The following is a 23,242-nucleotide window of genomic DNA, read 5'->3' as shown; positions in this document are numbered from 1 at the left end:
ATTATTTTTAGTATTCATTGCTTGGTCTACTATTAGCAAAAAGAAAAGTCCAAATCAAACTGAATTAACTCCAAGCCAGCGAACAATTTTCTTGAACAATAAACCCCAAAGAATCTTTCATGTTAGTTCTCTACCTATGAATTCAACTTCAATACAGCCATAAATGCCTCTTGAGGTACATCGACCTTACCCATAGACTTCATTCTTTTCTTGCCTTTCGCTTGCTTTTGAAGTAATTTTTTCTTTCGTGAGATATCACCACCGTAACACTTTGCTAAAACATCCTTACGTAAGGCACTGATATTCTGACTTGCAATAATTCTACTGCCAATAGAAGCTTGTAAAGGTATTTTAAACTGCTGCCTAGGGATAAGCTCTTTTAACTTATCGACCAGTGCCCTCCCTACCCCATAAGCCTTATCACGATGAACAATTGTAGTTAATGGATCTGCCTTGTCTGAATTAATCAAGACATCTAAGCGAACCAAATCATTTTTACGATAACCAATTAAATGGTATTCCATGGAAGCATATCCTTTAGTCCGACTCTTCATTTGATCGAAGAAATCAGTTACCACCTCAGCAAGAGGCATCTCATAAATAAGTGTCACCCTATCTGTAGTTATATACTTCATATCTACGAATTCACCCCGTCGATCCTGGCAAAGGCCCATCAGAGTTCCATTGTAATCATTAGGAGCATAAATCTCCATACGAACATATGGCTCTTCTATAGAGTCTCGGTGTTGCGGGTCAGGCAAAGTCGCAGGATTATCTATCATCAGGGCTTCCCCATTAAGCATGTTGACTTGATAAATTACTGACGGGGCTGTCACTATTAAGTCCAAATCATATTCTCGCTCTAATCTTTCCTGAACGATCTCCATGTGAAGGAGACCAAGGAAGCCACATCTAAAACCAAACCCCATAGCACTACTTGTTTCAGGTTCATACTTCAAAGCAGCGTCTGAAAGCTGTAATTTCTCTAAGGCTTCTCTTAAGTCAGGATATTGATCTGCATCAGTAGGGAAAAGACCGCAAAATACCATTGGCTTTGCTTCTGTATAGCCTGGCAATGGGTCAGCCGCGGGAGCATTAAGTAAAGTAATGGTGTCACCAACTCGAGCATCTGATACCGCTTTAATCGATGCCGCTAAATAACCAACTTCTCCTGCATGTAGTTCATTGACCTTTTGTTGGTCTGGTGCCATGATTCCGATCTCGTCAAGCTCATAGCTCTTCTTACTCGCCATCAATAGAATTTGATCTCTTGCTGAAATACTTCCTGCAGTTACTCGAAAATAAACAATCACTCCTCTATATGGATCGTAATAAGAGTCAAAAATCAATGCTTGGGTTGCCTGTTCTAACGTATCTTTGGGTGGCGGAACACGTTCAACAACTGCTTGAAGAATATCAGTAACTCCTAAACCTGTTTTGGCGGAACAAGAAATTGCTTGAGAAGTATCCAGCCCAATAATTGACTCAATTTCTTTTTTAATTTTCTCAGGGTCAGAGCCTGGTAAATCAACTTTGTTTAGAACAGGAATAATTTCCAAATCATTTTCTAAAGCTAAGTAGACATTTGCCAATGTCTGAGCTTCAACCCCCTGACTTGCATCTACAACCAATAGGGCCCCTTCGCAAGCCTGCAAGGAGCGGCTAACTTCATAAGAAAAGTCAACATGGCCTGGAGTGTCAATCAAATTAAGTACATATTCGTTACCATCGGTAGCGGTATATTTCATCCTCGCAGCCTGTAATTTAATAGTTATTCCTCTCTCTCTCTCAAGCTCCATGTTGTCCAAAAATTGATCTTGCATATCCCGAGAAGCGACTGTAGCCGTATCTTGCAAAAGCCGGTCCGCAAGCGTGGACTTCCCGTGATCTATATGAGCAATTATGCAAAAGTTCCTCAACCGAGAAACAGGGACATTGGTCATGTGATTAAAGCTTCAATTCGCTAAGAGGCATAATGTGGCAATCTGCTCTTATATAGCTAACCCTATCTTCCCAGAGGATACTATTGATTTTTTTCACCAAAGCCCAGCAAAGAATCATTACGGTCACGAGTGGCTTTAAGCATAGATTCATTTGAGTTAAGATCTTCTCCAAAACTTGGTATTAACCTTCTTAACCTGTCCTGCCAAATCTTGGTAGACATCTTTTCTCCCCAGGAAGAGCGTAACAAATCAATCATAATTGCAACAGCTGTACTTGCTCCTGGTGATGCTCCGAGTAAAGCAGCCAATGAACCATCGGAAGAAGAGACCATCTCAGTACCCATTTTTAATTTTCCTCCCTTTGAAGTTTTTTTAATAATTTGCACCCTTTGGCCCGCCAAAGACAAATGCCAATCTTTTGATTTTGCATTTGGAAGGAAGTTCTGCAAGGAGTCAACTCGAGATATATGGTCTTGCTGAAGTTGACCATATAAATACTTAATTAAATCAATATTTTCTAGTCCAGCTTGAACCATTGCTCCCACATTGCCCATTTGAATAGAACGAAATAAATCCCAATTTGAACCATATTTTAAAAACTTTGTATTAAATCCTGCAAAAGGACCAAACAGAAGTGATTTTCGTCCTCTTATCCAACGGGTATCTAAATGAGGGACGGACATTGGCGGAGAGCCAACGTCTGCATTCCCATATACTTTAGCGTTATGGTTATTTGTTACTTGCGTCTCATTACAAACAAGCCATTGACCACTTACAGGAAAGCCTCCATAAAATTTACCTTCAGGGATACCAGATTTTTGCAAAAGCGATAATGCACCTCCACCGGCTCCAAGGAAAACAAACTTACCTTCCACGCAATAAGAATTTAAATCGCTTTTCAAGAATAATTTCCATGGATCCTGACCAAACCTTTGAATATCTATTACCTCTGTAGAGAGTCGAATATGCACAGACCCACTCTCTTCAAGTGAATCAAAATAGGCCCTAGTAAGCGCACCAAAGTCTACATCTGTACCACGTTGAATTCGAGTTGCTGCAACTTTTTCTGAGGTAGGCCGCCCCTGCATAACAATTGGCATCCACTCTTTAAGCTCGGCTTTATCATCACTCCATTCCATTCTTTGAAAAGCCACTTCTGAACTTAGCTGCAAATAACGTTGTTTTAAGAAATCCAAGTCCGCTTCTTTCCATACAAAACTTATATGAGGTAAAAAATTAAGGAAGGTTGCAGGAGATATCCTTCCCATTTCAGCTAGTGAAGCCCAAAACTCCAAGCTCCTCTCAAATGAAGAGTTAATGCTTAAAGCTTTTTCTATTTCTATTCTTCCGTTTGATTGTAATGGGGTGTAATTAAATTCACAGTTGGCTGCATGGCCTGTACCTGAATTATTAAAAGCTGATGTACTCTCAAGTGCCGGGGAATCTAATCTTTCAACAATGAGGATTCGCATACAAGGGTCTAGTTCATGAAGCAATACAGCCAATGTTGAGCTCATAATCCCAGCACCTATTAGCACTGCATCGAATCGATCTTCTGGTCCAATAGCTTCAGAGATAAACACTGATTAGTTTCTGTTTTTATTCACAAAGTGAGTTAGTTAACTAAGCTCAAAGCAATCAACCACTCAATCAACATTATGACTCAAGAAACAATGCCCCTTACTAAAGACAATGTCGAAAAAGTACTTGATGAATTAAGGCCATTCCTAATGGCTGATGGAGGCAATGTTGAAATAGTAGAAATTGATGGTCCAATCGTCAAAGTTCGTCTTCAAGGAGCATGTGGAAGTTGCCCCAGCAGCACCATGACCTTAAAAATGGGAATTGAGAGAAAGCTACGTGAAATGATCCCCGAAGTCAGCGAAGTTGTTCAAATCCTTTGAGCTTTAATACTAGCTCGAAAATCTATTCGACATTAGATTCATTGCCATATTCGGGCCCCTAAAGGTGCTTCTGCTTTACAATGTTGCACATAAATAGAGATATAAATTTCTTCAATTAGAATTAGGATACAAAGACGAAAAGCGAGCAGAAGTCAAGCAGTCAAAGAATACTTAGATTAATTCATACGATAATTATCTGTTGTGAGATTTTATGAATGCAAAGCGATGAATTACTTCCTTTTCAGGTCTAATTATCAATTACCTCAAGCTCACGACTTATAGCCGTCTGATAATTTAGACAATCAACGGGAAGACCGCCATATATAGCTAAAAACAATGGTGCAAGCACTAGCGATGTAAACAACAAACCATAGCCATCAAAAGAGCTTGTCTTGGCAACATACATAACTAAATAAATGAAAGAGATATAGGTATGAAAAACAATGAATCTAGAAGGTTTTAAAGCCATTGACCTGATTGCAGTGCCAAGGAAAAAGAATAGTATTTTCATCTTCTAAGGAACCTGTTTAAGAAGAATTTCATAATTCAAGAGTCGAAAGAAGCCCTTTAACGAGAAAGTCAAGCAAGAATTTCACCTGGAGATTAGTTTAGACCCTCAAGACGAAATCTTAACCAAACCTGAAAATAAATCCGTTTTGTATCCTTTTGAACTACATACGCAGAAAAAAAGCAGGAATAATAAAACTGTAGCAATGGCTACAAGCGTTCACCCTGTTTCAACCAGGGCGCAAATTAGAACCAGGCCATGGAACGGGGACCTGGTCATCTAATCGGACTCTCACAATGCCTACACTTACTTATCGTGGCAAAGAGTATGTTCAGACCAAAGAAGCTGCTCCAAAGCAGTTTGTTGAACTGACATACAGACGTAACATCTACTCCACTCGTCGACAAGAGATCTCTACAGATCATCCTATCCTCAAATACAGAGGAGTTGATTACCAAAAGTAATCAACTCCTCTCATTCACAACAAAATGCCCCCCTCACAAGGGGGGCATTTTTTAGATCTTTAATTCAAATCTCTTTTCAAAGTTTTGAAGAAACTGGAATCTATATAAAATAAACAACGATCAAATTAATCATCTTGACTAACAAGTGCTGCAATCAATCTGAAAACAATAATGATCAAAGCAATATAAATCAAACTAGTGCGGTGGATAAGAGATATGGAGCTGCCGCTATAGATCAAGAGAAATGTTTGTGCTCGCCCATTGCCTTTAATCCAAAACTATTAGAAGTCATTCCAGCTGAAAATATAGAAAAAGATTATGGATGTGGTGACCCAACTCGGTGGATCAAGAAAGGAGATATAGTTCTTGACCTTGGTAGTGGAAGTGGCAAAAATGCTTTCATTTGCGCTCAGGTAGTAGGTAAATCTGGTCATGTTATTGGAATAGACAGGAACAATGAGATGCTTGCCTTGTCAAGGCAAGCTGCGCCTATAGTCGCCGCAAGAATTGGTTTTTCGAATATGACTTTCTTAGAAGGAGATATTCAAGCTCTTGATTCAATGCAAGGCAACGGAGAACAGTTGGTCAAGGATGCAAGTATCGATGTCGTAATAAGCAATTGTGTCTTGAATCTAGTGAATCCCTCAGATCGAGAACGTTTACTAAGAAACATCAAGAGAGTTCTAAGGAGAAATGGAAGAGTAGCCATTAGTGACATAGTCTCCAATAAGAAAGTGCCTTTAAATCTCCAAGAAGACCCTGAACTTTGGAGTGGTTGCATTAGTGGAGCCTGGCAAGAGGATCAGTTCATAAATGACTTCAAAAATTTGGGTTTTAAAGAAGTAATCTGTGTAGATCGTTCCTCAATGCCATGGAAAGTTATTGAAGGTATTGAATTTCGATCAATAACCTTAACAGGTTACTTATAAAGCATTTATTAACATCAGCCAGGCCAAAGCCCCTATTACGAATCATGCGTACCTCTTGATCAAGAGAAGTAACCACTTTGCTTTATAGATAATGACTGTAAGCTTAAGAAAAATGAGTCATTTCTAAAGTGCTTGGGTGTCAAAAATAAAAATCTACGTTAAAAAGAAGTGTCCATTATTCAAGCATTAGGAGTACATTCCAATGGTTGAACTTACTTTACTAGCATTATTAAATTCCGTAGGTGAGAATTTCTGCGAATATCGATCAGCAGGAAATGACACTTATAAGTCATTACTGCTTTCTTATAGTGATGCTAGTCAAGAGTATGGCGTTAATGAAGTGAAAAAGGTTATAAAGGATTCAGATGGTTTAAATTTTTCAGCTGTAGCTGTAGCGATGCTAAAATGCCCACAGCATTTATAAAATATGTACATAATTTTCACTATTGAGTGAAATAATTTTTATTAAAGCACTTATATCATGATACGTGTGAGACCTAGATTAATTCTTTTTTATGACAAGAAATTTCACCTATGCCTACTGGTGCTATGACGATAAAAATAATTGCCTCCAACCCCATAGAATTATCAATTTGATTAACAACATTTCAGGAGTCAATCATCCATGAACAAGTCTTTAAAGTGACCTCCTTAAGAGCCTTAATGCCAGCTCTGGCCAACAAAAGTTATTTCAATTATGGTGGACAAGGGCCATTGCCTCAACCATCTCTAGAAGCAATAATAACTAGTTGGCAAAAGATACAAGAGTTGGGTCCTTTTACCAATAAGGTCTGGCCATATGTCAATGATGAGATAGAGGCTACAAGAAATATGCTTGCAGAAATTTGTGGTGTATCTAAGAGACGTATTGGATTTACAGAAAATGTAACTAGTGGATGTGTTTTGCCCCTATGGGGATTAACTTTTTCGGAAGGGGACAGGATTCTAATAAGTGATTGCGAGCATCCAGGTATTGTTTCTGCATGCAAAGAACTAGCTCGTCGAAAAAGTCTCTATATAGATATATTCCCAGTTCAGCACCTCCACCAAGGTGTCAATAATAGTCATGAGCTAAACGACCAGTTGTTAAAAGGTTTGGATTTTGCTTTAAATCCAAAGACAAGGCTAGTGGTTCTATCTCATCTACTCTGGAATACAGGTGTAATAACACCAATTCCTTCTGTAGCAGAAAAGCTTAACAAGCATACAAACAAGCCTTTTCTTCTAGTGGATGCAGCCCAGAGTTTTGGACAATTGCCTATTGCAGAAGCAGCCTCTCTGGCAGATATTTATGCATTCACTGGTCACAAGTGGGCTTGTGGGCCAGAGGGGCTAGGAGCAGTTGCCATTTCTCCTAGGGTTCTCGGCGCATCAAATCCAACTCTCATTGGATGGAGAAGTTTAAAAAGCGAAGGAAGTATTTATGAAAATAATCCCAACCCTTTTCATGAAGATGCTCGTCGTTTTGAAGTTGCTACATCATGCATTCCATTATTTGCGGGTTTAAGATCATCACTGAAACTTATGGAAAAAGAAGGAACTGTTACCCAAAGATTGCATCAGATCCAAAGGATGAGCAAAGCACTTTGGTCACAGCTCAAAGGGATTAATGGCGTAAATCCTATTCTTGAGGGGCCTCCAGCGTCAGGACTTATTAGCTTTTCTGTAGCCTCAAAATATTCATCCAAGGAAATAGTTAAAATTCTTGGGAGACAAAACCTTTGGATAAGGCTACTTGAGGATCCTACATGGCTTCGTGCTTGTGTTCATATAACAAGCAATACTGATGAGATCAATAAACTGGTTAAATCTCTAAATGATTTAACTAAAGAGATCTAACTATCGTTTTTCTAGTGCTTCTATTGCCGCTTCCTTGTCATTGAAATAGATTTTTTTATCCCCAAGGATCTGATAATCTTCATGTCCCTTCCCTGCAATAATGATTAAATCGTTAGATTTTGCATGTAATATAGACATCTCAATTGCTTTACATCTATCCAACTCAACTATTGCCTCAAAGGTAGTAGGTATTCCAGAAAGAATATCTTCAATAATTGCCATAGGATCTTCAGTCCTTGGGTTATCTGAAGTTACTATTACGATATCTGATATTTCAGCTGCTATTTCACCCATATAAGACCTCTTGCTTTTATCTCTATCACCACCACATCCAAATACACAAATAAGTTTTCCAGAAACAAAAGGCCTAACAGCTTTTAATGCATTTTTTAATCCATCTGGTGTATGTGCGTAATCCACTAAAACAATAGGCATCGGAAGGCTGTCACTTTTAACAGGGACTTTCACCTGTTCCATCCGTCCTGGAACTCCTGAGAAAGTAGCAGTTGCGTGCAAGAGTGTATCTAATTTAAATCCTTGCTGAAGAAGTACTCCAATTGATTGAAGCAAGTTCATCAAATTAAATCGCCCTATTAAAGGCGTCATGAAAGGGCCCTCTCCAAAAGGAGTATGAATAAAACCTTCTGCTCCTGCAGCAGTCATTTTTATACCTGTGATAAATAATTCAGGCCTGACAGATTGAATATTCTTAAGATCTAAAGAAGACTTCCAACAATTCCTTCCCAATCGTTTTGCCAAGCGAAAGCCCCATTGATCATCAATGTTCACTACTGCCCTTGCCTGACCATCTTTAATTAAATACGATTGAAACAAAAGTGCCTTAGCCTCAAAATAAGCCTCCATAGATTTGTGATAATCCAGATGGTCCTGAGTAAGGTTTGTAAATATCGCGCCAGAGAAATACAACCCAGCAACACGTCTCTGCGAAAGGGCATGAGAACTAACCTCCATCGCGCATAACGAAGCCCCTGAGGCGACAATTTGAGAAAGCTGGGCATTCAAAGTGTCTCCAAATGAAGTGGTATGAATAGACTGCTCGGAGTACTTAGGCCACCGATTGATTAAAGTCCCTAATAATGCAGTTGCTTTCCCTGAACTCTTACTAAGGTGTTCAATCAAATGAGTCGTAGTCGTTTTCCCATTAGTTCCAGTTACACCAATTAAAGCCATCTCTAAAGAAGGTTTGCCCCAAAACACAGAAGCAATCTCGCCCATCCATTGACTTACTGGGTCAGGTACAACTACTACTAAGTTTTTCTTATCATGAGGTATACAATCTCTTGCAGAATCTCCCACCACCGCTGCCACAGCACCAGCTAAAAAAGCCTCATTACAGAAAGCCCCTCCATTATCTTTTTGACCAGGAAGTCCAAAAAACAAATCTCCTTTCTTTACGCAGCGAGAATCACTAGAGATATTTTTTATTTCAGGATCTTGCAAATCAATTGGGACATCTAATCCGATAGCCTTTAAGAGAGAATGGAGACTGTGACTCATTTTAAGAACTCCAAGCCAAGACTAGTTAACTCTTTCAATATTCATCTGAATCTGTTTGTGAAGCCAGATTGCAAGATCTTTTCCCCTCAACCTGGGTGAAACTCTTGGCAACTCAACCAAACTTCCCTTCGTTGAATGAAGTGTCAAAACTGGAACTTCCATGGAGAAACGAGCTCGCTCATCATCTGTCACTTCAAAACCATCAATATTTTTAACGGAAAAATCTAATTGAGGGTGTATTTTTTGCCATGAGATATCCCTGAGCTTGTCTTCTAAGCCTTTGCATAAACAGCATCCTACCCTTGAGTACAGAGTTAATTGAACAACACGCATTAATCAGGGACTGGGTCACAGCCACAAGGAGTGAAAGGATGGCATCGAGAAAGTCTTTTCATTGTCAGCCAGCCTCCTTTCAAAGGACCATGACGTGAGATAGCCTCAACCCCATACTCACTGCAAGTAGGAATAAAGCGACAATTAGGGCCCATTAATGGGGAAATCCAGCGCTGATAAAAACGTATAAATGCTAAAAGAAACATTCTCATGGCGTTATTTAGCTGATTCAGCGGATTAAAGGATAGAGTATTAAGCTCGTGCATCAAAATAATCAAGCTGGTTAAATTTATTCCAGCATGATGATTTAATCACGATTATCCCCTATTTAGCTAATTATGTCTCGATACCGTGGACCTCGACTGAGGATCACGCGTCGCTTGGGAGATCTACCAGGTCTCACCCGGAAGGCTGCAAAACGGTCTAATCCGCCAGGTCAGCACGGCCAAGCCCGTCGCAAGCGCTCTGAATACGCGATCCGTCTAGAAGAAAAGCAAAAGCTGCGCTTTAATTACGGAATCTCTGAAAGACAGCTTGTCAGGTATGTAAAAAAAGCTCGTTCCCTTGAAGGTTCTACGGGAACAAACCTTTTAAAGTTATTAGAAAATAGGCTAGATAATGTTTGTTTTAGGCTTGGATTTGGCCCTACGATTCCTGGATCACGCCAACTAGTCAACCATGGCCATGTCACTGTCAATGGCAAGGTCCTAGACATAGCAAGCTATCAATGCAAACCAGGTGATGTGATCTCAATTAGAGAAAAAAAAGGCAGCAAAAAATTAGCCGAAGGGAACTTAGAATTCCCAGGCCTTGCGAATGTGCCTCCACATCTGGAATTTGAAAAGTCAAAAATGTCAGCGAAAATTACTGGGAAGTGCGAGCGCGAATGGGTCGCAATAGAAATTAATGAGTTGCTAGTTGTAGAGTACTACTCACGTAAAGTCTAAAAAACTTCATCAATTATCGTCAAAGCCTTTAATTTCATTTCTTTAGTATCTAGCCAAGCCCTCTTTTTTAAAGGGGGCTTTTCCTACAATTATTAAACCTGCAGAAAGTAAATTGTCATAGTGGCCTCAACTAACCCCTCAAAGAGCCACCTGCCTGGCATAAACACTCGCTTAATTCATCATGGAGAAAGTTTTGCTCAAGAGACTGGGGCAGTTATGGCGCCTATCTTCCAAAGCTCTACTTTTGCTCATGGGAACCCAGCAGGATTCGATTACACTCGCTCGGGGAACCCAAACTTTAGAATTTTAGAATCGGTGCTGACCTCATTAGAAGAGTGCCGTTATTCGACTGTTTTTGCCTCTGGAGTTAGTGCCATTACAGCAATAGTTGCTTCTCTAAAAGCGAATGACCTGATACTTTGCGAAGAAAATCTATATGGCTGTACTGTTAGATTATTTGAACAAGTCTTTAAAAAATTTGGGATTAAGACCAAGTGGGTAGACTTTAGTGAAGCATCTACAATTAATACTATTAAGAGTCAAAATCCAACCATGCTATGGCTGGAAAGTCCTACGAATCCTCTCTTAAAAGTAGTCGATATAAAGAAAATTTGTGATATCGCAAAAGGAGAAGGAATACCAGTAGTAGTAGACAATACATTTGCTACAGCGATAATCCAAAAGCCATTACATTTAGGTGCAACTCTTTCATTGACAAGCACAACAAAATACATTAATGGTCATTCAGATGCTCTGGGTGGTTCAGTCTGTACCAATGATCCAGATTGGGATAGACGTATGAAGTTTGCACAAAAATCATTAGGCCTTCACCCCTCGCCCTTTGATTGCTGGCTAATTACAAGAGGAGTAAAAACACTAAATTTACGTATCGAAAAGCAAGTGAGTAACGCTGCCGCTCTAGCTGATCAATTAGCTAATCATCCATCAGTAAATTGGGTAAGATATCCATTCCGTTCCGATCACCCTCAATTTAGTCTCGCTAGAGAACAAATGCATTTGGGCGGAGCAATTGTGACGACAAGTCTCAAGTCCAATCAAAGTCAAACTTATTCATTCTGTAAAAGTCTCAACTATTTCACTATGGCCGAGAGTCTAGGTGGTGTTGAGAGCCTGGTTTGCCATCCAGCGACAATGACTCATGCTGCTGTTTCTTCAGAGACCAAAGAAAAGCTTGGAATTAACGAATCACTTGTTCGCTTTTCAATTGGATGTGAAGATTTTATTGACTTGAGCAATGATGTAGCTCAAGGGCTAAATATATTGCAGTGATTGCAAGAAATCTGCTGATAGATCCCTATTGGGAAGCCAAAGATCTTGGCAAGGCAATACCTAAAAGTCCACATGCTGTTTCAGTCGCATTACCCCGTTGGGAAGATGTCATTGCATATGAAGAAAAAGATCCTTTGTGCATGAAAACACTTCAATCGATATATCCAAGATTTGGCCTCAACCCATTAGTTGCTGCAATCTCGCAGAAAGCTTTAATGCTTTATGGTAAAGATAAAAGTAGCTGTTGGCCTTATCCAAACTTTTTAACTGCAGAAAAAGCCAAAGAATACTGTGGACGTATAAACAAAAACTCAAAATCAATCATTCAGGAATTGTCTGGACTCCACTGTTTAGTTGTGGATAATCAAACGACACCATCAGCAAAAGCATTTTGGCAGCACACAGGTCTTGGAGCTTCTTCAAGACAAGCCTCGATAGCACTTAATCAAGTAAAACCACCTTCAAGAAATTCAGGAGACAATGCCAGAAAGTCTATAAAGAATAGATTGGCAAAAATATATGGTTGCGAGCCAGAATTAATTCAACTACATCCATCAGGGATGGCTGCACTAACAACGGCCCTTGAAGCTTTAGCAAGACTCTATCCTAACAAGCCTACCTTGCAACTAGGGTTCCCCTATGTTGATGTATTAAAACTACCTCAAGAAATCTTTGCTGGAAGTGAGCTGATCCTCGAGCAAGAAGAAATCCGCATAGCAAAAGAACTTGATCAGAGGAAGCCCTCCGCCGTAATAGTTGAACTGCCAAGCAACCCAATGCTTGAATGCGTGGATTTACCTTTAATAGCCAAGATGGCCCATGCTAGAGGGATACCAGTTATTGCAGATGACACTATTGGTTCATCGGTCAATATTGACCCTCTACCTTATGCAGACTTAATCTTTAGCTCATTAACTAAAAGTTTTGCTGGGAGGGGTGACATTCTTGCAGGATCTCTAGTAATCAGTCCTGAATCTCCTTGGAAAAATCTTTTTAAAGAGTTAATTCCGAATTGCCTCCTGGCCACCTTATCTGACGCAGATGCAATAGAGCTCGAAGAAGCTAGTCAGGATGTCAATGTGCGAGTTCATCAATTAAATAAATCATGCATTACCTTAAAGCAACATCTAGAAGATCACCCTGATATTTCTAAAGTGCTGCATCCAGCTAATTGCACAAATTTCAAATCTCTAATGCGACCTCAATCAGGTTTTGGATGTCTCCTTTCTTTTGAATTAAAAGAGGGTTTATCAAAAGCCCAAAGATTCTATGATTCCCTTCAAGTATGCAAAGGTCCTAGCTTAGGTACTAACTTTACATTGGTATGTCCATATGTTCTTTTGGCTCATTATGAAGAATTAGACTGGGCTGCAAAATGTGGACTCCCATCTAGTCTTCTTAGAGTTTCAGTTGGTCTCGAAGATCCTGATGATCTATGGGACCGCTTTAAAAGAGCTTTGAATTCCTAAAGCCAAGATTTCTAATAGTTATTAATTCAGCAAAGGTTCGTGCAAGATGATTAGATTTTGGCTAATGATTAATTACTGATCTCTCACAATGTCTCGCATTTACAAAGATAACAGCTTCGCGATCGGCAACACTCCCTTGGTGAAACTGAACTCTGTCACCAAAAATACCAAAGCAACAGTCCTAGCAAAAATCGAAGGGCGTAATCCTGCTTACAGTGTTAAGTGCAGGATTGGCGCAAACATGATCTGGGATGCCGAGCAAAAAGGCCTCCTCAAGCAAGGACAAACCATTATTGAGCCAACTTCAGGGAATACTGGAATAGCTCTTGCATTTACTGCTGCTGCTAGAGGGTACAAGCTAGTGCTTACGATGCCAGAGTCAATGTCACTTGAAAGGCGTAGAGTAATGGCAGTGCTCGGTGCGGAGTTAATTCTTACTGAAGCGTCAAAAGGCATGCCAGGTGCAATTGCCAAAGCAAAAGAGATCGCTCAAAGTGATCCACAGAAATATTTCATGCCAGGACAGTTTGATAATCCTGCTAATCCTGAAATTCATTTCAAAACAACTGGACCGGAGATCTGGAATGACTGCGATGGGAACATTGACGTGCTTGTTGCAGGAGTAGGTACTGGTGGAACAATTACTGGTATCTCCAGGTATATAAAGGGAGAGAAAGGTAAGTCAATGCTTTCCGTTGCAGTAGAGCCCTCACATAGTCCTGTTATTTCGCAAACCCTCAATGGCCAAGAAGTAAAGCCTGGTCCTCATAAGATTCAGGGAATCGGAGCCGGATTTATTCCTAAAAATCTTGATCTCTCCGTTGTAGATCGAGTTGAGCAAGTGACTAATGAAGAATCAATTGCCATGGCTCTTCGTCTTGCCAAAGAAGAAGGCCTACTAGTTGGGATCTCCTGTGGAGCTGCTGCAGTCGCTGCAGTACGGTTGGCTGAGCAAGAAGAGTTTGCGGGGAAAACCATTGTTGTAGTCTTACCTGATCTAGCAGAAAGATACCTCTCTTCTGTTTTGTTTGCAGATGTTCCAACTGGAATTATTGAAGGACCCGAGGCGACTTAGCACCAGGCAAAACAGCTTCTGGCGTAATAAACATTGCATCCCCATAAGAGAAGAAACGATACTTGCGCTCTATAGCTTCTTGATAGAGCTCAAGTAGACGTTCTCTGCCTATTAAGGCACTTACTAGTAGTAGTAAAGAACTTTTAGGAAGGTGGAAATTTGTTAAAAGACCATTTACGACACCAAATTGATAGCCAGGCTTTATAACTAAATCTACTAAGCCTTGGAAAGCTTTCATAGAACCACCTCCAAGCAAAAAAGAAGCCTCAAGTGATCTCACAGTTGTTGTCCCAACAGCAAATATACGTCCACCTCTAGAACGACAAGCTTGAACTGCACTGACAACCTCTTCCCCTACCTCGACCCACTCACTATGAAGCTTCAAGTTAGTAAGATCCTCTTCCTCTATAGGTCGAAAGGTACCAAGCCCTACATGCAAGGTTACGCTTGCCTTCTCAATCCCTCGTTGAATTAAAGCATTTAAAATCTCATCACTTAAATGAAGGCCTGCTGTAGGAGCAGCTACTGAGCCGGGGGTGGAGGCAAATCTAGTCTGATAACGATCTGCGTCCGAAGGGTCATGTTGACGAATATATGGTGGCAGTGGCACTTCCCCATAACGCTCCAAAAGGTTCTCAATACTTTTCCTATTACTAAACTCTTGTGGGAATTGAACAATTCTTCCACCAGTTTCAAGATCCTTAGTAAGCACCTGAAGCTTTAATGATTCCTGTTCCAATGCCTCCATCCAAACATAATCCCCAGGTAAAAATTTCTTAGCTGGTTTTGCAAGACATAGCCAACGTCCATCTCCATGAGGTTCTAATAACAAGAGTTCAGCCATTGCACCACTTTTCAGTCGAACTCTTAGCCTTGCCTTAAGAACCCGAGTATTGTTAATTACGAGCAAGTCGCCAGCACGCAACTCGTCTAACAAATTCCAAACTTTTAAATGACTAACACAAAGATTTGGGCCATTGTCTTTAGATACAACCATTAAGCGTGCATCATGGCGCGGATTTAAAGGCTTTTGAGCTATAAGCTTGGAGTCCAACTCATAGTCATAAGAACTAAGTGATAAGTCTTGAGAATTAACTAACAAATGATCTTATTCCTAGGAAAGTTAAAAGGTTTTTTACAGTACACATAGCAATTGCTTAAGTAGCAAGTTGTTCAGGGTTGTTTTCAATCAACCTTGAAAGGTCTTTCAAAAATGCTGCGCCATCCGCACCATAAATAACTCGGTGATCGGCAGTAAGATTCACTTGCATTTGGCGTTTTACAGCCATCGACCCATCCTTAGCTGCCACGACCTGAGGAATTGAAGCAGCAATTGCCAAGATTGCACCAGTCCCAGGTGGGAGTATGGCATCAAAACGGTCTACGCCAAACATTCCTAAATTAGAAATGGTAAAAGTGCCACTACTGTATTCATTAGGTTGAAGTTGTTTTGATCTTGAACGTTTAACTAAATCTGCCCATTGACGTGACAACTCAAATAGATCCGTAGTATCTGCATTCTGAAGTACCGGTGTGATTAGCCCCCCTTCTTCCATTGCAACTGCAACTGCTACATTAACTTGCTCTGGATAAGACATGCCTTCATTACTGCACGCTGCATTCAATTGAGGATGTCGAGCAAGCGTCTTCCCAACTGCTTTAGCCAATAAAGCAGTCATAGTGACTCCATTAGGTTTTACTTGCTTATAAAAAATATCAAGCTTGTCTGTATTTATTGAATAACCCACCCTAAAACAAGGAATAGATAAGCTTGCCTCCATATTTCTATTGACTGCTTGCTGAAGAGTATTGAATGAGACTGTCTCCCCAGGGGCCCCAAAACTATTACCCTTGGGAGCTTCATTCACCTTAGTCTCTTCTTGAGGAGCGCCTGTATTAGCTGCTTGAGAGTTGAAGACCTCTAATCGTGCTGGTGCATCACTTTCTGCCACCCATGGGACAGTAATTGGTTGTCCTTGGGCAGTTTGAACATCTTCAGCTTGAATTCGTCCATGCGGTCCTGTCCCAAGCACAGTTGCCAAGTCTACGCCTAATTGCGAGGCAAGCTTTCTGGCTCTAGGGGTGGCAATGATACGACCATCATTCACAACGGCTCGAGGAGGCAAAGATTCAGCTTTTTTTGATGCTTGAACTTCTAAAACAGATCCTTGATCTTGAGAGGCTACTTCAAGTGTCTGCTTAGAAGATTCAGAGTCGCTTGAGCTGACTTCTTTTGAGGCCTGATCTTTTGTCGGATTCTTAGCTTTTACTTCAGCAATCTGATCTTCTGTTTCAACAATCAAACCAATTATTTCACCAACCGGGGCTGTACTGCCTGCTGGCATAAGCACTGCAGCGAGGTATCCATCCTGAAATGACTCGACTTCCATGTCAGCCTTATCAGACTCCACTACAAGAACAGCCTCTCCTCGGGCAACTTTTTCGCCGGGATTCTTAAGCCATTCAACTATTTTCCCCTCCGTCATAGTGGAACTAAGAGCGGGCATAAAAATGTCGTGTGTTGCCAAAACTATTCTCCTGGAAAGGGTTTAGAGGTTGTACCCAGCTCCCTATACAACATTCTTCCAGCCTTGCCGAAAGAATGCTCTAGGTCAATGCATATTTTAAAGCGTCATCAAAATACAGGCACTTGCATGAAAAAACTAAATAATAAGACCTTTAGGATAAAAGCACAGATGAAAATAAGGTCTATTAGTTAGCTACTATATAAAAATTATAACTGCAAAAGAGATGTCAATAAGCACTCGAAAACTAAAAGGACCTATAGAGTTAGCAGTTGCAGGTTTCACAGAATTTAAAACCATAGTTACAAGAAAAGAAACTATTATCTCTTACTTCATCTGCTATGGAATTATAAACATTGCAAGTGTAAAATATGCCATACAAAACCCTGATTCATTCCTTGGTTTTCAAGGAGAGTTAATCTTAAATTCAATCATTTCGTACTTCTTTTGTACTGCTATATACGTAATACTTGAAAACAATAGGAAGAAGGGCATGTCATTATTCTCAATTGGCTTTACTCCCTTCTTAAAAAAATCTTTTGCTCTTTGGGGTGTAAACATTATCGCTAGTATACGTATTATATTAGGAACTATTCTCCTTATATTACCAGGCATAGTACTTGCACTTAGATATATCTATATATCTGAAATCAAAGCTATTGAACAGATTAATAATAAAGAGGTTTTAAGAAAAAGTACTGAACTGTCAAAAATAAATCGATGGAGATACATATCTGCTTGTTTACTCATCTTAATAGGCAGTACAATATTGAGAGTGATTTACTTAAGTATAGTCTCGAAATTTGACCCTTACTTAAATCAAAATTTTCTTTTATTAATTATAAATGAGTTTTTTGGTGGATTTATAACCTGCTGGCTATATACAACTGGATATATAGCTTATCTTGATGCAACTGAGAGTCATAGCTCCACAAAATACAATTTCAATCTGGCAGATACATCCCATCGGGCTTAAGAACCACATAGCCTATTAAAGCTATTTGGACTCTAGAGATAAATAGCTTATAAGCGAATTAAAATGCTTAGCAATATCTATTCGCTTTAACTTTTACAATCAATAGTCCTGGGAAGATCTTTTAAAGATTTTTATTCATTCATTAAAAAAAAGTGTGTGTTTTAATTCTGATCTATAGCCTCTACGACACCATCCCTAACCAATAGAGAGACATTCATTTTATTAACTAAATTATCCCCAACATTAAGGTCACAGAAACTTTCAATCTGTCCCTGGTCAACTATTTCTTCCATTTTTAATTCTCTTACTTGAGATTGATTTTGAAGTAAATTTCTCTTTTGTTCTTCCAGTTCAGAGCGCTTGCCAGCGACCTGCTGCTGTACTTGCGCGACCTGTTCCTGAACCCTGGGATCTAATGGGTTTGCGCTCTGACTTCTTATTCCTTCAACTATCTGTTGGCCTTCTTTCTCTAACTGAGCAAGCTGCTGATCAGTGCTAGCAATTGCACTGCTTATTTCTCTTTCTGCTTCTTCTTTCCATGCTGGTGTTACGACCGCTCTAATATTAATAGAACGCTTAATAGAAATAGTCATTCTTTCAGACATAAAAAAGTTTTCTCAAGGCCAAGACTCTCAACTAATGTGAAATAGGTCAACCAAACCAATTACTTAAATACATCAAGACCATAAATTGAAGCTATTGCATCTTGATCACGTTCAGTTATTTTTTCTCTTTTTTGCTTAAGAGTCTGAGTAAGCAATCCATTCTCAATAGAAAACTCTGATACTAAAGCAACACCAGTAATTCTCTCCTCCGGACGAGAGCCATGGCGCCTTGCAAGTAAAAGATTTATCTCTTTTCTTAAAAGCTTTCTTAAATCTATATTTCCTGGATATCCCCCAAGATCCTTAGGCAATTCTAAGTCCTGATCAATTCCCCAAGACAAAACTTGCTCAGCGTTAGGTACCACCAAGGCTCCTAATTGCTTCTGGTCTTGCCCAACAAGCATTATTTGCTTAATCAAAGGAGAAGCGACCAAAACCTCTTCTAATGGTCCTGGCTCAATATTCTCACCACTACTAAGAACAATTGTATCTTTAGCTCTTCCAGTCAGAACAAGGGATCCATCTGGGAGCAGCATCCCTAAATCACCAGTATTAAACCAACCTTCTTCATCAAAGACCTTCGCAGTTGCTTTTAGATTACCGAGATAACCTTTCATTACTTGAGGTCCTTTTGCAAGAACCAAACCCTTTTCTCGATAATTCATAACCCTGCCATCTTCAGGGTCAACTATTCGAAATGCTGTTTCAGGAAGAGGTGGTCCAGAACTGCCTCTAATATTTCGCCAGGGCCTACGACAACTAAGTACTGGACTAGTTTCTGTAAGTCCATAACCTACTAATAATTCCACTCCTAAAGACTCAAAAAATTGATCTACGTGCGGAGCTATCGCTCCACCACCATTTATTGGGAAAAGCAATCTTCCACCACATAATTGGGTAAGAACCTTTGGCCAAAGCAAGCAAGAACTCATGAAATGAACAGGCCATCTAAGTGCAACTTCTCCTAGAGCAAAAATTCGTTCTAAAAAGAAGACATCATTAATCAACAAGTTCCTAAGTTTTCTTAGCGCCAACTTATAAGCACCACTATTATTTAGGGCTGCTTTGATAATGTTCTGCCTAAATGATGGCATCTTCTTGATTGCATCATCAAAACCAATTTTTACAGATTCCCAAAGCCGCGGAACAGTTGCCATCACGACAGGTTTAACCCTTTGAAGATCTTCTTTGAAATGCTTGATTGTCGTGTAATTCTGTGTACATCCACAAGAAAAGAAATAATACTCAGCACTCCTTTCATAAGAATGCCAAATTGGCAAAACACTCAGAAGTGGTGTCCCTGGGGAAGGATTAGCAATGCATGCTAAAGAACTTATCTGATGCAAAAAATTTGCATGAGTAAGAGGAACACCTTTAGGCTTTCCTGTTGTACCAGAGGTATAAAGAATCGTCGCAATTGGTGAGTCTGACTTATCACCATAAGAAGCTTTTTTAGGCACTTCTATTGAGAAGTTTGTGGAAGCCTCTTGAAAAAAGTCATCCCACGCAAGTAATGAATCAGTTGACTGGCCTTCCAAAACCAAAACAAACTTTAATTGCTGTTTTTGGTCTTCATTTAATGTAAGTTTTTTCCATAATTCAATGGATTGAACGATTAGTCCCACCGAAGATGAATCCTGCAAAATATAACGAAGTTCAGAAACCGGAGCAGATGCCCCTCGGACAGCATCTACTGCTCCTACTCTCATTAAGCCCTGATCAACAATTAGCCATCGAGGGCTATTCTCAGCGAAGAGAGATACAACATCTCCTCTATTAATGCCTAAAGAGTTAAAGGCTGAAGCAGCCTTTGATATTTTATCGGCAAGCTCCGCATAGCTATAAGTCTCTGGATATAAGGCATGTGGTGCTTCTAATGCTCTTAGCTCTCCATGTTTTTGTTCCAAAAGAGGCCATATTTGATCAATTCGATCGATTGCATGTATATAAGAATGCGCTTTTAAAGCTTTTAATTCATTTTCAGTAGGTTTCCACTCTGCTGTAGCAGTCCGAAGATTATTTGTTTGGTCTTTAGGAAATAAATTTTTTGCCATTTTTCAACTAGGAGGAGCACCTATTACCATTAGCTTTAATTCTTATCCAAGGCGAAAGTATTTATTACTAGATACATCACAAACCGAAACGTTCAGTTAATGACTTTTTGATGAACGGTTTAACGTCCACTGTCTTTAGATCAGGGATCAAAGAACTCAATTTCCCTACTTTTGAGCCAGTCAATCCACATGGAATTATTCGCTCAAAACCTCTCAAATCACAATCAACATTAATTGAAAGTCCATGTTGCGTAATCCATCTTCTACAGCCAACACCAATTGAGGCAACTTTGAAATCATTAATCCAAACCCCTGTAATTCCATCAATTCTTTTGCCAACGATACCCAAATCTTTAAGCGTGTCTAAAAGCACAAGCTCTAACTGACGTAAATACCAATTTAAATCCGTCTTATAGCGACGAAGGTCTAAAACCAGATAAACAACAAGTTGACCTGGCATATGGTGCGTAACTTCTCCACCTCTATCAATACGGTATACATCCCATGGGGAATTACTTAAATTGAATAAAAGATTATCTTCAGTTGCACCTCTTCCTAGGGTATAGCATTCAGAATGTTCAAGTAACCAAACTGCCTGCGAAGAGCCTGGTTTTTCAAAAAGCAGTTTTTGCCTTTGCTTCTGCCAATCCCATGCAACCCTAAAATCTATTAATTCAGATGGTTCAAAAATTAACGTTGAAGGACCCTCATCTGATAAATAATCTATATCTAACTTTTCCCCATCATCTGGATCTGGAGAACAAGAATGAAATTGCTTATTCATGGTCGCAATCTTGAACTAACCCCTTCTCTTCGCGAATATACCCAGTCAAAATTAGAAAAAGCCATACATCACTTTGATGGAATCGTACAGGAAGCTGACGTCCACTTATCCATAGCAAAAAATCCTAGTGTCCCTCAACAAATTGCTGAGGTGACTGTCTTTGCGAATGGTACTGTCATACGTGCTCAAGAACGAAGTCAGAATCTTTATGCAAGTATTGATCTCGTAGCCACAAAGCTTTGTCGACAATTACGAAAATATAAGGAGCGTCATAGCGACCACCATCATAGTCATGGTCATAGTGCTTCTTTAACCCCAACTACTGAAGCCGTTGTGGAGGATAAAGCAATAGATAGTTCATTAATTCAGGGGAAAGAAGCCCACCTCCCAACTCCAGGGATCCGTCGTAAATACTTCTCAATGCCGCCAATGAGTACCGAACAAGCTAGGCATCAACTTGACCTAATAGATCATGACTTCTATATGTTCAAAGAGATAGAGACTCAGCAACTACAAGTTATTTATAGAAGAACTCATGGGGGTTACGGCATTATCCAAGCCAAAGATGAAGACTGATTCTTACTCTGATGACATCCAACGATATCAATACAAGCAACGCGGAACTCTCTTCATTTATTCACCAAGCTGCACTAGACCCTCACTTACCTCTCGAGTCACTTAATGAAATTTGTGATGCCTCTAGGCATTTTAGTTTTTCAGGTCTTGTCACCAGCCTTATTCGCATATCTGCTGCAAGAAAACGACTAGGGAAGAGTCAAACAACAAAACTCATTACTGTAATTGGTTTCCCTTTTGGTGACATTCCACATAAAATCAAAAGTTTTCAAGCGGAATGGGCCGCAGAGCATGGAGCAGAAGAATTAGAGTTAGTCCCAAATTTTCTTGCAATACATGAAAACAAAGTAGAAATATTTGCAGAAGAGATTGCAGAAATATGCAATATGGGTCTACCTACAAGAGTCATACTTGACGCAGCAAGGCTTCCTCAAGAAAAACTTGCTGTAGCTGTAGAGGCATGTATTGATGCAGGAGTTAGAGGCATTCAAACAGGTAGTGGCTTTGGCCCAAAAGTCTCAAATCCTTTAATTGCTGAATTAACTGCTTTAGTAAAAGGAAGATGTTCTCTAAAAGCTGTGGGTGGGATAAAAAAGATAGATCAAGCGTTGGAACTGATAGCTGCAGGAGCCACAGAAATCGGTACATCATTAGGTCCAGATTTAATGAAAGAGCTTAAAAACAAGAATCGATGAAAAGCTCATCAAGAATCCAAGGGCTCTCTCTAAAAGTTGGCCCATTGGGAGAAAATGATCGACTTTTAACCATCCTTAGTGCTCAAGAGGGGATTGTTCGGCTCGCGGTTCCTGGAGCTAGGCGACCTAAAAGTAGTCTTTCAGCCACAACGCCACTAACTTTCCTTGAATTGCAGATTGGAGGGAAAACAGGCCTTAGAAGAGTTAATCAAATTAAAATATTAAAAAGCTTTAGTAAACTAGGCGAAAGTCTTGAAACTCTTGCAGCAGCTCAAGTCATAGCAGAGTTATCAATTCTTTTAGTAGGCGCAAATGACCCACAGCCAGGAATTCTCAAAGCAGCCTTGATTCATTTAGAACGACTAGAAAGTAAACAAACTGGAACATTATTTACCTTAGCCAATTGCATACAATCATGTGTTCATCTACTAGCTCTAGGCGGATACAATCTGCCTATTCAGGAGTGTTGGAGAACTGGAGAAGCTCTTGAGCCCCCTATTGGAAACTGGAGTTGGCGATGCAGTTTTCTTGCAAGTGAAGGTTTTGCAGTCGGATCAATCCCTAATGCAACAATTGAACTTAATGCCTCTGAGCTAGCCCTGCTTCAACGTCTGATAAAGCCAAACCTGCCAATAAAAAGTAATGGTGAGCTACTTGGACCATTCAAAGTTTGGATTAAATTATTAATTGTCTTGGAAGCTTGGATTGAAACCCATCTACAACAAAAGCTAAATGCCCTCCAAATATTAAAAGCATCAATAAATGCCAATGAAAGAAAAGAAATCACAACAAACTAAAGACAAAAGAT

At 39.8% G+C, this 23,242-nt stretch carries 24 protein-coding genes; 13 read left to right on the top strand and 11 right to left on the bottom strand.

What is annotated here, in order from left to right; translation table 11 throughout:
- Window positions 1–134 precede the first annotated feature (134 nt).
- Both lepA and P9211_RS02090 read right to left on the bottom strand, forming a co-directional pair.
- Complete coding sequence (gene lepA, locus P9211_RS02095; RefSeq protein ID WP_012194972.1) at window positions 135–1,943, bottom strand: translation elongation factor 4; 1,809 nt, start codon at window positions 1,941–1,943, stop codon at window positions 135–137.
- Between the two features lie 80 nt (window positions 1,944–2,023).
- Window positions 2,024–3,526, bottom strand: a complete 1,503-nt coding sequence (locus tag P9211_RS02090; RefSeq protein ID WP_012194971.1) for a malate:quinone oxidoreductase — start codon at window positions 3,524–3,526, stop codon at window positions 2,024–2,026.
- 75 nt (window positions 3,527–3,601) lie between these two features.
- On the opposite strand from P9211_RS02090, the gene P9211_RS02085 reads away from it, so the two are divergent.
- The gene (locus P9211_RS02085; protein WP_012194970.1) at window positions 3,602–3,847 is read left to right on the top strand and encodes a NifU family protein; all 246 of its coding nucleotides are present in this window, start codon (window positions 3,602–3,604) and stop codon (window positions 3,845–3,847) included.
- Window positions 3,848–4,094: 247 nt separating this feature from the next.
- Here P9211_RS02085 and P9211_RS02080 read toward each other — a convergent pair whose 3' ends face one another.
- Window positions 4,095–4,316 (bottom strand): hypothetical protein, encoded by a 222-nt coding sequence (locus tag P9211_RS02080; protein ID WP_162465533.1) that lies wholly within the window; start codon window positions 4,314–4,316, stop codon window positions 4,095–4,097.
- Window positions 4,317–4,651: 335 nt separating this feature from the next.
- Between P9211_RS02080 and P9211_RS09220 the strand changes: the two genes are divergently transcribed.
- The 4 genes from P9211_RS09220 (at window position 4,652) to P9211_RS02065 (ending at window position 7,587) form a co-directional block, all read left to right on the top strand.
- On the top strand, window positions 4,652–4,819 hold the full coding sequence (locus P9211_RS09220) for a DUF4278 domain-containing protein (RefSeq protein ID WP_012194969.1): 168 nt from the start codon (window positions 4,652–4,654) through the stop codon (window positions 4,817–4,819).
- Between the two features lie 134 nt (window positions 4,820–4,953).
- Window positions 4,954–5,748: a methyltransferase domain-containing protein gene (locus tag P9211_RS02075; RefSeq protein WP_041391021.1), complete on the top strand. Its 795-nt coding sequence runs from the start codon at window positions 4,954–4,956 to the stop codon at window positions 5,746–5,748.
- A 202-nt stretch (window positions 5,749–5,950) separates the two neighbouring features.
- Window positions 5,951–6,172 carry a hypothetical protein gene (locus P9211_RS02070; RefSeq protein WP_012194967.1) on the top strand — a complete coding sequence of 74 codons (222 nt, stop codon included), beginning with the start codon at window positions 5,951–5,953 and terminating at the stop codon, window positions 6,170–6,172.
- A gap of 239 nt (window positions 6,173–6,411) precedes the next feature.
- Window positions 6,412–7,587, top strand: a complete 1,176-nt coding sequence (locus P9211_RS02065) for an aminotransferase class V-fold PLP-dependent enzyme (RefSeq protein ID WP_012194966.1) — start codon at window positions 6,412–6,414, stop codon at window positions 7,585–7,587.
- Here P9211_RS02065 and P9211_RS02060 read toward each other — a convergent pair whose 3' ends face one another.
- The 3 genes from P9211_RS02060 to yidD are packed head-to-tail and all read right to left on the bottom strand — an operon-like array spanning window position 7,588 to window position 9,704.
- A complete protein-coding gene (locus P9211_RS02060) occupies window positions 7,588–9,105 on the bottom strand; it encodes a UDP-N-acetylmuramoyl-L-alanyl-D-glutamate--2,6-diaminopimelate ligase (protein WP_012194965.1) in 1,518 nt (505 codons plus the stop codon).
- Between the two features lie 21 nt (window positions 9,106–9,126).
- Entirely contained in the window at window positions 9,127–9,438 is a 312-nt protein-coding gene (locus tag P9211_RS02055) for a glutaredoxin family protein (RefSeq protein ID WP_012194964.1), read from the bottom strand.
- Window positions 9,438–9,704 (bottom strand): membrane protein insertion efficiency factor YidD, encoded by a 267-nt coding sequence (gene yidD / locus P9211_RS02050; RefSeq protein ID WP_012194963.1) that lies wholly within the window; start codon window positions 9,702–9,704, stop codon window positions 9,438–9,440. Before yidD ends, P9211_RS02055 begins: the two co-directional genes overlap by 1 nt.
- A 72-nt stretch (window positions 9,705–9,776) precedes the next feature.
- Here yidD and rpsD point away from each other — a divergent pair, with 72 nt between their 5' ends.
- The 4 genes from rpsD to cysK all read left to right on the top strand — a co-directional run bounded on the left by rpsD (window position 9,777) and on the right by cysK (window position 14,219).
- Window positions 9,777–10,385, top strand: coding sequence for a 30S ribosomal protein S4 (rpsD, locus tag P9211_RS02045; RefSeq protein WP_012194962.1), 609 nt, complete (start codon window positions 9,777–9,779; stop codon window positions 10,383–10,385).
- A 120-nt stretch (window positions 10,386–10,505) separates the two neighbouring features.
- Window positions 10,506–11,675 (top strand): trans-sulfuration enzyme family protein, encoded by a 1,170-nt coding sequence (locus P9211_RS02040; RefSeq protein WP_012194961.1) that lies wholly within the window; start codon window positions 10,506–10,508, stop codon window positions 11,673–11,675.
- A complete protein-coding gene (locus tag P9211_RS02035) occupies window positions 11,672–13,144 on the top strand; it encodes a PLP-dependent transferase (protein WP_012194960.1) in 1,473 nt (490 codons plus the stop codon). Before P9211_RS02040 ends, P9211_RS02035 begins: the two co-directional genes overlap by 4 nt.
- A gap of 88 nt (window positions 13,145–13,232) precedes the next feature.
- Window positions 13,233–14,219: a cysteine synthase A gene (cysK, locus tag P9211_RS02030; RefSeq protein ID WP_012194959.1), complete on the top strand. Its 987-nt coding sequence runs from the start codon at window positions 13,233–13,235 to the stop codon at window positions 14,217–14,219.
- Here cysK and queA read toward each other — a convergent pair.
- Both queA and P9211_RS02020 read right to left on the bottom strand, forming a co-directional pair.
- The gene (gene queA, locus P9211_RS02025; protein WP_012194958.1) at window positions 14,194–15,321 is read right to left on the bottom strand and encodes a tRNA preQ1(34) S-adenosylmethionine ribosyltransferase-isomerase QueA; all 1,128 of its coding nucleotides are present in this window, start codon (window positions 15,319–15,321) and stop codon (window positions 14,194–14,196) included. The genes cysK and queA overlap by 26 nt on opposite strands.
- A 55-nt stretch (window positions 15,322–15,376) precedes the next feature.
- On the bottom strand, window positions 15,377–16,747 hold the full coding sequence (locus P9211_RS02020; protein WP_012194957.1) for a dihydrolipoamide acetyltransferase family protein: 1,371 nt from the start codon (window positions 16,745–16,747) through the stop codon (window positions 15,377–15,379).
- Between the two features lie 223 nt (window positions 16,748–16,970).
- On the opposite strand from P9211_RS02020, the gene P9211_RS02015 reads away from it, so the two are divergent.
- Complete coding sequence (locus P9211_RS02015) at window positions 16,971–17,720, top strand: hypothetical protein (RefSeq protein ID WP_012194956.1); 750 nt, start codon at window positions 16,971–16,973, stop codon at window positions 17,718–17,720.
- A gap of 161 nt (window positions 17,721–17,881) precedes the next feature.
- Here the strand turns inward: P9211_RS02015 and P9211_RS02010 are convergent, their stop codons facing one another.
- From P9211_RS02010 to lipB, 3 genes are all read right to left on the bottom strand, one after another.
- Complete coding sequence (locus tag P9211_RS02010) at window positions 17,882–18,325, bottom strand: YlqD family protein (protein ID WP_012194955.1); 444 nt, start codon at window positions 18,323–18,325, stop codon at window positions 17,882–17,884.
- Between the two features lie 59 nt (window positions 18,326–18,384).
- Entirely contained in the window at window positions 18,385–20,379 is a 1,995-nt protein-coding gene (locus tag P9211_RS02005) for an AMP-binding protein (protein WP_012194954.1), read from the bottom strand.
- A gap of 76 nt (window positions 20,380–20,455) precedes the next feature.
- Window positions 20,456–21,163, bottom strand: a complete 708-nt coding sequence (gene lipB, locus P9211_RS02000; protein WP_012194953.1) for a lipoyl(octanoyl) transferase LipB — start codon at window positions 21,161–21,163, stop codon at window positions 20,456–20,458.
- On the opposite strand from lipB, the gene hpf reads away from it, so the two are divergent.
- The 3 genes from hpf to recO are packed head-to-tail and all read left to right on the top strand — an operon-like array spanning window position 21,146 to window position 23,231.
- Window positions 21,146–21,739 (top strand): ribosome hibernation-promoting factor, HPF/YfiA family, encoded by a 594-nt coding sequence (gene hpf / locus P9211_RS01995; protein ID WP_012194952.1) that lies wholly within the window; start codon window positions 21,146–21,148, stop codon window positions 21,737–21,739. The two genes, lipB and hpf, sit on opposite strands and share 18 nt — an antisense overlap.
- 11 nt (window positions 21,740–21,750) lie before the next feature.
- Window positions 21,751–22,434, top strand: a complete 684-nt coding sequence (locus P9211_RS01990; protein WP_012194951.1) for a deoxyribose-phosphate aldolase — start codon at window positions 21,751–21,753, stop codon at window positions 22,432–22,434.
- The gene (gene recO, locus P9211_RS01985) at window positions 22,431–23,231 is read left to right on the top strand and encodes a DNA repair protein RecO (protein ID WP_012194950.1); all 801 of its coding nucleotides are present in this window, start codon (window positions 22,431–22,433) and stop codon (window positions 23,229–23,231) included. Before P9211_RS01990 ends, recO begins: the two co-directional genes overlap by 4 nt.
- Window positions 23,232–23,242 lie beyond the last annotated feature (11 nt).

Source organism: Prochlorococcus marinus str. MIT 9211 (genome assembly GCF_000018585.1).
Lineage (GTDB): Bacteria > Cyanobacteriota > Cyanobacteriia > PCC-6307 > Cyanobiaceae > Prochlorococcus_D > Prochlorococcus_D marinus_B.
Note: the sequence above shows the minus strand (reverse complement) of the source record. Positions and strands in the feature narration are given on the sequence as shown.

What these genes read in the sequence shown, in the direction of transcription:
- lepA (WP_012194972.1), bottom strand. Translation starts at nt 1,943, where the DNA reads ATGACCAATGTCCCTGTTTCTCGGTTGAGGAACTTTTGCATAATTGCT.
- P9211_RS02085 (WP_012194970.1), top strand. Translation starts at nt 3,602, where the DNA reads ATGACTCAAGAAACAATGCCCCTTACTAAAGACAATGTCGAAAAAGTA.
- P9211_RS02080 (WP_162465533.1), bottom strand. Translation starts at nt 4,316, where the DNA reads ATGGCTTTAAAACCTTCTAGATTCATTGTTTTTCATACCTATATCTCT.
- P9211_RS09220 (WP_012194969.1), top strand. Translation starts at nt 4,652, where the DNA reads ATGCCTACACTTACTTATCGTGGCAAAGAGTATGTTCAGACCAAAGAA.
- P9211_RS02070 (WP_012194967.1), top strand. Translation starts at nt 5,951, where the DNA reads ATGGTTGAACTTACTTTACTAGCATTATTAAATTCCGTAGGTGAGAAT.
- P9211_RS02065 (WP_012194966.1), top strand. Translation starts at nt 6,412, where the DNA reads ATGCCAGCTCTGGCCAACAAAAGTTATTTCAATTATGGTGGACAAGGG.
- P9211_RS02060 (WP_012194965.1), bottom strand. Translation starts at nt 9,105, where the DNA reads ATGAGTCACAGTCTCCATTCTCTCTTAAAGGCTATCGGATTAGATGTC.
- P9211_RS02055 (WP_012194964.1), bottom strand. Translation starts at nt 9,438, where the DNA reads ATGCGTGTTGTTCAATTAACTCTGTACTCAAGGGTAGGATGCTGTTTA.
- yidD (WP_012194963.1), bottom strand. Translation starts at nt 9,704, where the DNA reads ATGCACGAGCTTAATACTCTATCCTTTAATCCGCTGAATCAGCTAAAT.
- rpsD (WP_012194962.1), top strand. Translation starts at nt 9,777, where the DNA reads ATGTCTCGATACCGTGGACCTCGACTGAGGATCACGCGTCGCTTGGGA.
- cysK (WP_012194959.1), top strand. Translation starts at nt 13,233, where the DNA reads ATGTCTCGCATTTACAAAGATAACAGCTTCGCGATCGGCAACACTCCC.
- P9211_RS02015 (WP_012194956.1), top strand. Translation starts at nt 16,971, where the DNA reads ATGTCAATAAGCACTCGAAAACTAAAAGGACCTATAGAGTTAGCAGTT.
- P9211_RS02010 (WP_012194955.1), bottom strand. Translation starts at nt 18,325, where the DNA reads ATGTCTGAAAGAATGACTATTTCTATTAAGCGTTCTATTAATATTAGA.
- P9211_RS02005 (WP_012194954.1), bottom strand. Translation starts at nt 20,379, where the DNA reads ATGGCAAAAAATTTATTTCCTAAAGACCAAACAAATAATCTTCGGACT.
- hpf (WP_012194952.1), top strand. Translation starts at nt 21,146, where the DNA reads ATGAAATTGCTTATTCATGGTCGCAATCTTGAACTAACCCCTTCTCTT.
- lipB (WP_012194953.1), bottom strand. Translation starts at nt 21,163, where the DNA reads ATGAATAAGCAATTTCATTCTTGTTCTCCAGATCCAGATGATGGGGAA.
- P9211_RS01990 (WP_012194951.1), top strand. Translation starts at nt 21,751, where the DNA reads ATGACATCCAACGATATCAATACAAGCAACGCGGAACTCTCTTCATTT.
- recO (WP_012194950.1), top strand. Translation starts at nt 22,431, where the DNA reads ATGAAAAGCTCATCAAGAATCCAAGGGCTCTCTCTAAAAGTTGGCCCA.